General features: G+C 67.9%; 13 protein-coding genes. 7 read left to right on the top strand and 6 right to left on the bottom strand.

Annotation, left to right across the window (positions count from 1 at the left end; all coding sequences use genetic code 11):
• Nucleotides 1-405 precede the first annotated feature (405 nt).
• From hda to HMPREF3114_RS17475, 3 genes are read right to left on the bottom strand one after another with little or no spacing between them, the layout of a single operon-like run.
• On the bottom strand, nt 406-1,113 hold the full coding sequence (hda, locus tag HMPREF3114_RS17485; protein WP_053500213.1) for a DnaA regulatory inactivator Hda: 708 nt from the start codon (nt 1,111-1,113) through the stop codon (nt 406-408).
• Complete coding sequence (locus HMPREF3114_RS17480) at nt 1,113-2,282, bottom strand: AI-2E family transporter (protein WP_053500214.1); 1,170 nt, start codon at nt 2,280-2,282, stop codon at nt 1,113-1,115. Before HMPREF3114_RS17480 ends, hda begins: the two co-directional genes overlap by 1 nt.
• A complete protein-coding gene (locus HMPREF3114_RS17475) occupies nt 2,279-3,418 on the bottom strand; it encodes a DUF2066 domain-containing protein (RefSeq protein WP_032953985.1) in 1,140 nt (379 codons plus the stop codon). Before HMPREF3114_RS17475 ends, HMPREF3114_RS17480 begins: the two co-directional genes overlap by 4 nt.
• Nucleotides 3,419-3,517: 99 nt before the next feature.
• Between HMPREF3114_RS17475 and purM the strand changes: the two genes are divergently transcribed.
• From purM to HMPREF3114_RS17440, 7 genes are all read left to right on the top strand, one after another.
• Nucleotides 3,518-4,576, top strand: coding sequence for a phosphoribosylformylglycinamidine cyclo-ligase (gene purM, locus HMPREF3114_RS17470; RefSeq protein WP_053500215.1), 1,059 nt, complete (start codon nt 3,518-3,520; stop codon nt 4,574-4,576).
• A 21-nt stretch (nt 4,577-4,597) separates the two neighbouring features.
• Nucleotides 4,598-5,086, top strand: a complete 489-nt coding sequence (locus HMPREF3114_RS17465; RefSeq protein WP_053500217.1) for a hypothetical protein — start codon at nt 4,598-4,600, stop codon at nt 5,084-5,086.
• Nucleotides 5,083-5,505 carry a hypothetical protein gene (locus HMPREF3114_RS17460; protein WP_005415569.1) on the top strand — a complete coding sequence of 141 codons (423 nt, stop codon included), beginning with the start codon at nt 5,083-5,085 and terminating at the stop codon, nt 5,503-5,505. The genes HMPREF3114_RS17465 and HMPREF3114_RS17460 overlap by 4 nt, the downstream gene beginning before the upstream one ends.
• A gap of 39 nt (nt 5,506-5,544) precedes the next feature.
• The gene (locus HMPREF3114_RS17455; protein ID WP_005415568.1) at nt 5,545-6,207 is read left to right on the top strand and encodes a DUF2238 domain-containing protein; all 663 of its coding nucleotides are present in this window, start codon (nt 5,545-5,547) and stop codon (nt 6,205-6,207) included.
• Nucleotides 6,204-6,863: a phosphoribosylglycinamide formyltransferase gene (gene purN / locus HMPREF3114_RS17450; RefSeq protein WP_053500218.1), complete on the top strand. Its 660-nt coding sequence runs from the start codon at nt 6,204-6,206 to the stop codon at nt 6,861-6,863. Before HMPREF3114_RS17455 ends, purN begins: the two co-directional genes overlap by 4 nt.
• A 68-nt stretch (nt 6,864-6,931) precedes the next feature.
• Nucleotides 6,932-7,753 carry a DUF3108 domain-containing protein gene (locus tag HMPREF3114_RS17445; RefSeq protein ID WP_005415566.1) on the top strand — a complete coding sequence of 274 codons (822 nt, stop codon included), beginning with the start codon at nt 6,932-6,934 and terminating at the stop codon, nt 7,751-7,753.
• 2 nt (nt 7,754-7,755) lie between these two features.
• Nucleotides 7,756-8,439 carry a DUF3108 domain-containing protein gene (locus HMPREF3114_RS17440; RefSeq protein ID WP_005415565.1) on the top strand — a complete coding sequence of 228 codons (684 nt, stop codon included), beginning with the start codon at nt 7,756-7,758 and terminating at the stop codon, nt 8,437-8,439.
• A gap of 122 nt (nt 8,440-8,561) precedes the next feature.
• On the opposite strand, the gene HMPREF3114_RS17435 is transcribed toward HMPREF3114_RS17440, so the two are convergent.
• The 3 genes from HMPREF3114_RS17435 to HMPREF3114_RS17425 are packed head-to-tail and all read right to left on the bottom strand — an operon-like array spanning nt 8,562 to nt 10,399.
• Nucleotides 8,562-8,879, bottom strand: coding sequence for a hypothetical protein (locus HMPREF3114_RS17435; RefSeq protein WP_053500219.1), 318 nt, complete (start codon nt 8,877-8,879; stop codon nt 8,562-8,564).
• The gene (gene murA, locus HMPREF3114_RS17430) at nt 8,876-10,147 is read right to left on the bottom strand and encodes a UDP-N-acetylglucosamine 1-carboxyvinyltransferase (protein ID WP_005415563.1); all 1,272 of its coding nucleotides are present in this window, start codon (nt 10,145-10,147) and stop codon (nt 8,876-8,878) included. The genes HMPREF3114_RS17435 and murA overlap by 4 nt, the downstream gene beginning before the upstream one ends.
• Before the next feature lie 21 nt (nt 10,148-10,168).
• Complete coding sequence (locus tag HMPREF3114_RS17425; protein ID WP_005408396.1) at nt 10,169-10,399, bottom strand: BolA family protein; 231 nt, start codon at nt 10,397-10,399, stop codon at nt 10,169-10,171.
• Nucleotides 10,400-10,427 lie beyond the last annotated feature (28 nt).

Here is a 10,427-nt window from a genome sequence, read left to right as displayed (position 1 = left end):
CCCGCCCGGCCTCTGACAGTTTCCGTGCGCGTCCAGCCACGGAAGAAAGAAAGAAGAGCAAAAGCGTGTCGCTTCGCTACGCTTGCTCCGGTGACGACCAACGGTCGTCACCCACCACAAGCAAGACACGTGTCGACCAAGGTCGACACCCACCAACAGCAGTGCAGTACGCAGTCCCGGCAGATCGCGGGAACCTGTCGAAGGCGGGGTGGCTCAGGTTGCGGGGGCGTGAGCGCCATGGATGGCGCGATCGAGGCTACATGGACGTACTTGCGCCGTCCCCCGCAACCTGAGCCACCCCGCCTCCCCTCAGGAAGCCAGCTTCTGACGTTGCTGTTGAAGCTGCCGGCCAGCGGCCGGCACTACCGCGGGTGCAGGGCGCAGCCCTGAAAACAAACCCCACCTTCAGTAACGAGGCCGGCCTTCTTCCAGCACCTGGCGCAGGAACGGCACGGTGATCCGCCGCTTCGCCGCCAGCGATTCGCGGTCCAGCCAGTCCAGCAGGGTGATCAATCCACCCAGTTCGCGACCGGTGTGCGACAGCAGCCATTCGATGGCCGCTTCGTCGATGGCCAGGCCACGTCGCAGTGCACGCTCGCGCAGCACCGCAGCACGACCTTCCTCATCCAGCGGCTGCAGCAGCACGCGCACGCACTGGCCCAGGCGCGAACGCAGGTCCGGTAGCACCAGGCCCAGCTCGCCCGGTGCCTTCTGCGCCGTGTACAGCACGGTCACACCTGCAGCGCGCGCGCGGTTGTGGAAATCAAACAGCGCGATCTCGTCCTCGCGATTGCCGGCAACCTCGTCCAGCCCGTCCAGCGCCACCAGTTCGCGTGCGTCCAGCCCATCCAGCGCTGCACGGACACGGCCTGCTGCGCTGGCCAGTGGCACGTACGTCGGCAGGCGCCCGGCCTGCTCGGCGCTGGAGCACATCGCCAGCGCCTGGTGGGTCTTGCCGGTTCCCGCCGCACCTTCCAGGTAGACCCAGTCGTGGCTGGCACCAACCGCGATCGCGCGCAGCTGCGCCAGCGCGCCGTCCGGCGCGCCGATGAAGGTCTCCAGGCGCTGGTCCCGCGGGTAATGCAGGGCCAGCGGCAGTTGCGGCACACCCATCACTTCAGGTCGGGGCCCTTGTCGTTCGGAACGATGATATGGGGGGCGTCCACTACGCCATCAAGCACGATCGCCGGCTTCTCGCCCACGTACAGCTCGCTCTGGCGGTAGCGCTGATGCGCATAGCGCAGCAGCACGTTGGTCACCGCGGCCACCGGCAGCGCCAGCAGCATGCCGAGGAAGCCGAACAGCTGGCCGCCGGCCATCACCGCAAAGATCACTGCCACCGGGTGCAGGCCGATCTTGTCGCCGACGATACGCGGGGTCAGCACGTAGCTTTCCAGCAGCTGGCCCACGGTGAACACCACGCCCACCAGGATCAGCAGCTTCAGGTCGAAGCCCTGCGCCTGCACCAGTGCCGCGATCACCGCCATCAGCACGCCAGTGGTCGCGCCCAGGTATGGGATGAAGCTGATGAGGCCGGCAATCAGGCCGATCAGCAGGCCCAGCTTGAGGCCGACCAGCGACAGGCCGCCGGCATAGATCACGCCCAGCGCCAGCATCACCAGGAACTGTCCGCGGATGAACGCCCCCAGCACCTCGTTGGACTCACGCGCCAACGCGCTGATGGTGCCGATGTGGTTGCGCGGAATCACCGACGCCACCCGCTCGACCAGCTTGTCCCAGTCGCGCAGGAAGTAGAACGCCAGGATCGGCAGCAGCAGGATGTTGACCACCCAGGTCACCATCGCAAAGCCCGAACGCGAGACGTAGCCCATGAATGTGGTGGCGAAGCCGCCGGCCTGCTGCCAGTGGCTGCGCACCCATTCGATCAGGCGGTCCGGATCCAGCCACTGCATCACTTCCAGGCCGGTCTTCTGCTCGAACCAGGGGATCCCCTTCTCCATCAGCCACGCCTGTGCCTGCGGCGCGACCGCAATCAGGGTGGTGATCTGGCGCTCGATCATCGGCACCAGTACCAGCAGCAGCGCCACGATCACCAGCACCATCGCAGCGAACACCAGCACCACGCCGGTCATGCGCGAACGGCCGGTGGCCTCGATGCGGTCCACCAGCGGATCGCCCAGCCACGCCAGCGCCAGCGCCAGCACGAACGGGGTCAGGATCGGTGCCAGCAGCCACACCACCCAGCCGACCAAGCCGGCGAACAGGATGTACTTCAGGCGGCGCAGGAACTGCGCGATTTCGGCTTCCGGGGTCAGGGTCATCGCAAGCGGTACTCGTTGCTGACCGGCGCGGCCACCGGGGCACCGGTGGTGTCATCGATCGGGGTCGGCAGGGCCGGCAGCGTCGCGCTGGGCACCAGCACGCCATTGTCGCCCAGCATGCGGTTGAAGCCGGCCAGGCCGGTGGTCATCTCCAGGCTCAGCTCCAGCTGGCCGGCCGAAGCGTGCAGCGGGGTGACGTTGCGCACCACCGGCACCTCGCGCAGGCCGGCGGCAAGGCGCAGGTAGTCGTCGGCACTGTTGATGCCGGTGACCACCACGCGGTAGGTCCCGGCCTGACCGACGGCGGCACCCGCCTTGGCATAGCGCTTGACCAGCGCGTCGGCGGCGCCATCGGCACCGGCGGCCATCGCACGCATGGCGTTGGCGTCCTTGCTGGTCCACTTGTTCAGCTCGCGGCCGTTGTCGACGAACACCCAGTCCGCCTGCCAGCCGCCGTTGGCGCGGTAGAGCTTGCCGATCAGCTGCATCGGCGGCGAGTAGCGCGACGAGGCGCGGGCCACGGCGGCACTGTCCTGGCGCCAGATGGCACCGGCCAGCGCCTGTTCGGCGGCACCGCCGCTGGGCAGGCCCAGCTTGTAACCCCGCTCGATGGCGCGGTTCAGCAGCGGGCGGGCGGCGTTGGCCTGCTGCACGCTGACCAGGCGCGGGCCACTGCCGTCGTCGACGGCCAACCACACCACCGGTTTCGGCCGCGGCTGCGGCCACAGCGGCAGGCCCAGCGCCGAGACCAGCGAGTCGACGTCATCCTCGCGGAAGCGGGCCACCAGCAGGGTCCTGAAGCTCGGCGCGCCGCTGGCGCCCACGCTCTGGTCCTGCTTGTAGTCGTAGCTGGCCACGTAGTCCTTGGCGTTGCGCAGCGCCTGCACCACGCCGGGGCGGGACATCACGTTGCGGTCGCCGGACAGTTTGCCCAGCACCACGCTCAGGGCACGGGCCAGGGCGCCGTTGCGATCAGCTTCGGCCTGGCTATTGACGGGCACTTCGGCCTCGTACGCACCCGAGGCGGTGGCAACATCTCCCTCGGTGCGCAGGCCGCTCTGGGCCATCGTGGCCACCGGCAGGCTCAGTGCAAGGAGCAGGGTCAGAATCAGGCTGCGGCGCATCAGGACATCCATTGGCTCGACGAATCCGGGGGAATTGTTGCCCGAATACGGCCTTTGCGCCAATGCGGCCTGTTAAAATCGCCCGTTCAACCCCTGCCAGCGCCGACGCCCGTGACCAACACCCCGTCTTCCGCCCCCTCCCCCCTCACCTACCGTGACGCGGGTGTCGACATCGACGCCGGCAACGCGCTGGTCGAGCGGATCAAGCCCCTGGTCAAGCGCAGCTTCCGCCCGGAAGTGATGGGCGGCCTGGGCGGCTTCGGCGCCCTGTTCGACCTGTCCAACAAGTACCGCGAGCCGGTGCTGGTGTCGGGTACCGACGGCGTGGGCACCAAGCTGAAGCTGGCCCATCAGCTGAACCGCCACGATACGATCGGCATCGACCTGGTCGCGATGTGCGTGAACGACGTGCTGGTGCAGGGCGCCGAGCCGCTGTTCTTCCTGGACTACTTCGCCACCGGCAAGCTGGACGTCGATACCGCCGCGGCGGTGGTGGGCGGCATCGCCAACGGCTGCACCGAGGCCGGCTGCGCGCTGATCGGCGGTGAAACCGCTGAAATGCCCGACATGTACGCCCCGGGCGAGTACGATCTGGCCGGCTTCACGGTGGCTGCGGTCGAGAAGAGCGAGCTGAAGGACGGCGCCAGCGTAGCCGCCGGCGACGTGCTGATCGGCATCGCCTCGTCCGGCCCGCATTCCAACGGCTACTCGCTGGTGCGCCGCATCTACGACCGCGCCGGCCGCCCGGCCGACCTGGAACTGGAAGGTGGCGTGAAGCTGGTCGATGCGCTGATGGCACCGACCCGCCTGTACGTGAAGCCGATCCTGTCGCTGCTGAAGTCGCACGGCGATGCCATCCACGGCATGGCCCACATCACCGGTGGCGGCCTGACCGAGAACATCATCCGCGTGGTGCCCGACGGCCTAGGCCTGGACATCCAGGCCTCGTCCTGGACCCTGCCGCCAGTGTTCCAGTGGCTGCAGAAGGAAGGCGCGGTCGCCGACAGCGAGATGTGGCGCACTTTCAACTGCGGTATCGGCTTCGTGCTGATCGTGGCAGCGGAGCAGGTCGCTGCCGTGTCCGAGGCGGTCCAAGCCCAGGGCCTGGACCACTGGACCATCGGCCAGGTGGTCACCGCCGAAGGCGCCGAACGCGTCCGCATCGGCTGAACCCGACCCCGAGGAGCCCGCATGGACGCAACGCCCCCCCTGGCACCCACCCCGGTACCGCCGCCGTTGGCGGCCGCGCCGGTCTTCAGCAGGCAGGACGCCGACCACCTACGCGCGCTGTCCATCGCGCACTATGTGTTCGGTGGCCTGATCGCGCTGCTCTCGCTGTTTTTCATTCTGTACATCGTGCTCGGCATCAGTGCGCTGAGCGGCCATCTGCCGATGAACTCCGGGGGCCAGCCCTCGTCGCCGGCCGAACAGCGCCTGTTCGGCTGGGTGTTCACGGTGCTGGGGACCGTGTTCGTCGCCGGTGGCCTGGGCATGGCCGCATTCGTCATCCAGGCCGGACGCTGCCTGGCCCAGCGTCGTCGCCACCTGCTGTGCCTGATCGTGGCCGGCCTGCTCTGCCTGTGCGCGCCGCTGGGCACCGTTCTGGGGGTATTCACCCTGGTTACGCTGCTGCGCCCGCAGGTCAAGGCCGCCTTCGATGCAAGTGGTGCAACGACATGACGACACCCGGCGCACCGCCGCCGCTACCACAGCAGACCCTGGCGCAGCTGCAGCTGGCCAGCCACCTGCAGACGCTGAAGGTGCTGTTCTACGCGCTGGCGGTTTTCCACTGGATGGCCGCGCTGGCGTTCCTCGGTTTCATCGGCCTGGTCGCCAGCTCACGCGGGCTGGCCGATGGCGCGGTACTGGCCACGGTGTACGGGGTCATTTCGCTGCTGGCTGCCGCGCTTGGCGTCGTGCAGCTGCACACCGCACGCCTGCTGTCGCGCCGCACCGGGCTGGCCTGGTGCCAGCGCGCGGCCTGGCTGGCGGTACTGGCTGGCCCGCTGGGCATGGCCCTGACCGCCTATGCCTGGGTGTTCCTGTCCAAGCCTGACATGGCCGCACTGTTCGACCGCGGCGACCATCTCAGCGTCTGAGCTTGCCGGCAGACGCCCCCCTCCCCTGATCGACTCCCCATGTCCGCGCCTGCCCTCTCCACAACCGCCTCGCCTGCCGCTTCCCGTTTCACGGGCCCCAAGAAGCTGGCCTTCGCCGCCGTGCTGGCGGTGTTCGCGATCAGCTGGATCCACCCGCTGTGGCCCACCGAGCAGGCCCTGCACAGCACCCTGACCGTGATCGGGCTGGCCGCACTGCTATGGGTCGACCGCCGGGGTGGCTGGCTGGGCAACGGTGCCTTCATCGCGATCTGCGGCTTCATTGCACTGCACTGCGTGGCTGCGCGCTGGCTGTACTCGAACGTGCCCTACGACGCATGGGCGCAGGCGCTGACCGGCTGGTCGCCGAATGCGGCGTTTGGCTGGCAGCGTAATCATTTCGACCGGCTTATCCACTTCCTGTTCGGCGTCTGCTTCACGCCTGCGCTGCTGCAGCTGGCACGCCATGCCTGGCCGGCGCTGCGCCGCGGCCAGGCTTTCACCCTGGCGGTGATGGCAGTGATGTGCGCCAGCCTGGTCTACGAGTGGTTCGAGTGGGCCATCGCGCTGGCCCTGTCGCCGGACGCCGCCGAGGCCTACAACGGGCAGCAGGGCGACATGTGGGACGCCCATGCCGACATGCTGCTGGCGACCGTGGGCAGCCTGCTGAGCTGGCCGTTGATCCGCCGGAGTGCCGCGCAATGACCGCGCCCACCCGCATCGCGGTGCTCGCCTCTGGGCGCGGCAGCAACCTGCAGGCCATCCTCGATGCCATCGCGGCCGGGCGCCTGCCCGCCGAGGTCGTCGGCGTGTTCTCCGACCGCCCGGCCGCCGCCGCGCTGCAACGGGTCGGCGCCAGCCTGCGCTGGGCACATGCGCCGAAGGAATTCGACGACCGCGCCGCCTACGAGCAGGCCTTGGGCGATGCACTGGCCGCGGCCGCGCCGGACTGGATCGTCTGCGCCGGCTACATGCGCATTCTCGGCGCCGCCTTCGTGCAGCGCTTCAATGGCCGCCTGGTCAACATCCACCCCTCCCTGCTGCCACTGCACAGAGGGTTGGATACGCATGCGCGGGCTTTGGACGCCGGCGATGCCGAGCACGGGGCCAGCGTGCATCTGGTCGTTCCCGAACTGGATGCCGGCGCCGTGCTGGCCCAGGTCCGGGTACCGGTGATGCCCGGCGATGACGCCGACAGCCTGGCCGCGCGCGTGCTGGCGGTGGAGCATCCCCTGTTGATCGCCACCCTCCAGCTGCTGTGCGCCGGCCGCCTGACTGAACGGGAGGGGCAGCCGCACCTGGACGGTCACCCCCTGTTTAGCCCACTGGCCCTAGATTCCGCCGGGAACCTGAACCGGTAACGCCCACGCACACGCCCCGCTGACTGCGGGGCTGGCATCCTGCCCCCCTCCTGCAGCTCCTGTCCTCCATGAAGACCACGACCCTGCTGTCCACTTCATTGCTGCTGTCGCTTGTCGTGCTTCCCGGCGTGGGTTGGGGCCAGGTGCAAGCGCCTGCGGCCCCTGCGCAGCCGGCGCCTGCAGTCCAACCGCCTGCGGAACCGGCCGTGCCGATGCCGCCGGCGCTGGCCTGGGAGCCGCCGCCGCTGCAGCCGTTCACCGCGACCTACCAGGCCTTCTACAAAGGCAAGGAGGCCGGCGACGCCAGCATGCAGGTCACCCACACCGGCGGCAACCAGTGGCGGGTGGACATGCAGGTGGTGGGCCGCCGCGGCTTTGCCAGCGTGCTGGGCCTGAACATCGAACAGAGCACGGTGTTCGAAGAGCGCAGCGGCGTCTATGCGCCGCTCAGCCAGAGCACGGTACGCAAGGGCCTGTTCCTGGGCAAGAAGGCGGTCGGCACGTACAACTGGCAGGCCGGCACCGCGCAGTGGAGCGGCGACGTCAAGAAGGAACGTGCGCAACCGATCCCGCTGCAGCCGGGCGACCAGAGCGCGCTGCTGATCAATCTGGCGATCATGCGTGATGCCCGCCCGGGCGCCACCATGCATTACCGCTACGTGGACATGGGCAAGGTCCGCCAGCACGACTACCAGGCCGCGCCGCAGACCGAGAACGTCGAGGTCGGCGACCTGTCCTACAACGCGCTGCGGGTCTACCGGACCAACGGCGGCAACAACGAAACCATCCTCTGGATCGCCAACGGTGTCCCCACCCCGGTGCGCATCCTGCAACGCGAAGACGGCGAAGACCGCGTCGATCTGCGCCTGATCGAATACCAAGGAGTCTGAGCATGAGCACCCTGACCCGCCCCCTCACCTGGATCGCTGCAGCCGCACTGTCGGTGGCCAGCCTGCCGGCCATGGCCCTGCAGCCATTCAAGGCCGATTACCTGGCCAGCTACATGGGCATGCAGGCCAATGGCAGCATGACGCTGAGCAGCGAGGGAGCCAACAAGTGGCGCTACACGCTGCAGGTGAAGAACCAGCTGGCCGACCTGAGCCAGAGCACCGTGTTCGAAGAGGTGCGCGGCCAGCTGCGTCCGCTCAGCAGCCAGGACCGTTCGGCACTGCTGGTGAAGAAGCGCAATGTGCAGGCCAACTACAACTGGACCAGCAACCAGGCCACCTGGACCGGCGACATCAAGCCGGACCGTGCGGGCCCCATCGCGTTGAAGACGGGCGACATGGACGCGCTGCTGATCAATCTGGCGATCGCCCGCGACCTGGCCGCCGGCAAGCCGCTGACCTATCGCATGGTCGACGAAGGCCGCATCAAGAACATGACCTACCGCGTGATCGGCAAGGAATCGATCACCGTGGGCGGCAAGAGCTACGAGGCCACCAAGGTCTCGCGTGCCGACGGCAACAAGGAGCTGATCGCCTGGATCGTGCCGGAATTCCCGGTGCCGGCGCGCATGCTGCAGCGTGAGAGCGGCCGCGATGCGCTGGACCTGACCATCAAGGCGATGAACTGAGCGCCCGGGGTCGGATCCCTTCCCAACGGGAAGGGCTCTGACCCCGACAGCGACCCGGCGCCTTCATCCACGCATGGCGTGGATCTACCGTAAAAAAACGCCCGCTTTCGCGGGCGTTGTTCTTACTTCTTTTGCTCGGCCGCGGCCGGCTTGAACTCGGTGCGGCAGTCCACGCGGATCTGTTCGCCGGTGCTGCGCCAGACGAAGGTGCGGCAATGGCGGTTGCCGTCCTGGCTGTCGTTCACCGCGACCGCGTAGAACGATTCGATGATCTCGTCACGCGAGACCGTGCCGTCGCCATTCCAGTCCATGTCCTTCTGCTCGATGCCCTGGGTGATGGCGATGTTGGCGTACCAGGCATAGCCCAGCCACGCCAGCACGATCAGCACCAGGGCCAGCAGCGCCTTGCGGCGCGGGCTGAACTTGCCGCGCAGGATCATGGCACGCGCCGGATGGTGGCGCCGAGCGAAGACAGCTTCTCTTCGATGTTCTCGTAGCCACGATCAAGGTGGTAGATGCGGTCGATGGTGGTCTCGCCGCTGGCCATCAGGCCGGCCAGGATCAGCGAGGCCGAGGCACGCAGGTCGGTGGCCATTACCGGCGCACCGCTCAGGGTCTCGCTGCCACGCACGATGGCGGTGTGGCCTTCGACCTGGATGTCCGCGCCCAGGCGCAGCAGTTCGTTGACGTGCATGAAACGGTTCTCGAAGATCGTTTCGTTGATCACGCCGACGCCGTCGGCCACGCAGTTGAGCGCCATGAACTGCGCCTGCATGTCGGTCGGGAATGCGGGGTACGGCGCGGTGGTCAGGTTGACCGCCTTCGGCCGCTTGCCCTGCATGTCCAGGGTGATGGTGTCTTCGGTGGTCTCGATCTTCGCACCGGCCTCGACCAGCTTGGACAGCACCGCGTCCATGGTGTTCGGGCGCGCACGGTTGACCGTGACCTTGCCGCCGGTCATCGCCGCAGCGACCAGGAAGGTACCGGTTTCGATGCGGTCGGGCAGCACTTCGTGGCGGCCGCCGGACAGGCGCTCGACGCCTTCAATGACCAGGCGGGCAGTGCCCAGGCCTTCGATCTTCGCGCCCAGCGCGATCAGGCAATGCGCCAGATCGGTCACTTCCGGTTCCATCGCGCAGTTGTCGAGGATGGTGGTGCCTTCGGCCAGCACCGCGCCCATCAGCACGTTCTCGGTGCCGGTGACGCTGACCATGTCGAAGGTGAAATGGCCGCCCTTCAGCCGCTTGGCAGTGGCCTTGATGAAGCCGTTCTCGACCACGATCTCGGCACCCAGCGCCTGCAGGCCCTTGATGTGCTGGTCGACCGGACGCGAACCGATCGCGCAGCCGCCGGGCAGCGACACTTCGGCCGCGCCGAAGCGGGCCAGCAGCGGGCCCAGCACCAGGATCGAGGCGCGCATGGTCTTGACCAGCTCGTACGGTGCAACATGCTGGTTGACCGAGCGCGGGTCGACCACGATCGCACTGCCACGCGACAGCGTGCCCTGGTCGATGGTGACCTTGGCACCCAGTTCGCCCAGCAGCTTGACCGTGGTGACCACGTCGTGCAGGTGCGGCACGTTGGTGATCTCCACCGGCTCATCGGCCAGCAGGGTCGCGCAGAGGATGGGGAGGACGGCGTTCTTGGCGCCGGAGATGCTCACTTCACCGTGCAGCGCAGCGCCGCCGGTCACAACGATCTTGGCCATGTATTCGGGATCTTCTGCGGTTCAGCCGGCTTCGGCCGGGGTCACGGTTTTCAGCGCCAGCGCGTGGATCGCGCCGCCCATCAGGTCGCCCAGCGTGGCATAGACCATGCGGTGGCGGGCCAGCGGCATCTTGCCGGCGAACGCCTCGCAGACCACGGTCGCTTCGAAATGCACGCCATCATCGCCCTGCACGTCGGCGCGGGCGCCAGGCAGGCCGGTTTCGATCAGATTGCGGATGGTGTCGGCGTCCAACGGGCTTTCCTAATAAAATGTGCCTCCA

Source organism: Stenotrophomonas sp. HMSC10F07, assembly GCF_001807895.1.
Taxonomy (GTDB): Bacteria; Pseudomonadota; Gammaproteobacteria; order Xanthomonadales; family Xanthomonadaceae; genus Stenotrophomonas; species Stenotrophomonas sepilia.
Note: the sequence above shows the minus strand (reverse complement) of the source record. Positions and strands in the feature narration are given on the sequence as shown.

Coding starts and splice junctions, on each gene's coding strand:
- hda (WP_053500213.1), bottom strand. CDS start 1,113: ATGGGTGTGCCGCAACTGCCGCTGGCCCTGCATTACCCGCGGGACCAG.
- HMPREF3114_RS17480 (WP_053500214.1), bottom strand. CDS start 2,282: ATGACCCTGACCCCGGAAGCCGAAATCGCGCAGTTCCTGCGCCGCCTG.
- HMPREF3114_RS17475 (WP_032953985.1), bottom strand. CDS start 3,418: ATGGATGTCCTGATGCGCCGCAGCCTGATTCTGACCCTGCTCCTTGCA.
- HMPREF3114_RS17465 (WP_053500217.1), top strand. CDS start 4,598: ATGGACGCAACGCCCCCCCTGGCACCCACCCCGGTACCGCCGCCGTTG.
- HMPREF3114_RS17460 (WP_005415569.1), top strand. CDS start 5,083: ATGACGACACCCGGCGCACCGCCGCCGCTACCACAGCAGACCCTGGCG.
- HMPREF3114_RS17455 (WP_005415568.1), top strand. CDS start 5,545: ATGTCCGCGCCTGCCCTCTCCACAACCGCCTCGCCTGCCGCTTCCCGT.
- purN (WP_053500218.1), top strand. CDS start 6,204: ATGACCGCGCCCACCCGCATCGCGGTGCTCGCCTCTGGGCGCGGCAGC.
- HMPREF3114_RS17445 (WP_005415566.1), top strand. CDS start 6,932: ATGAAGACCACGACCCTGCTGTCCACTTCATTGCTGCTGTCGCTTGTC.
- HMPREF3114_RS17440 (WP_005415565.1), top strand. CDS start 7,756: ATGAGCACCCTGACCCGCCCCCTCACCTGGATCGCTGCAGCCGCACTG.
- HMPREF3114_RS17435 (WP_053500219.1), bottom strand. CDS start 8,879: ATGATCCTGCGCGGCAAGTTCAGCCCGCGCCGCAAGGCGCTGCTGGCC.
- murA (WP_005415563.1), bottom strand. CDS start 10,147: ATGGCCAAGATCGTTGTGACCGGCGGCGCTGCGCTGCACGGTGAAGTG.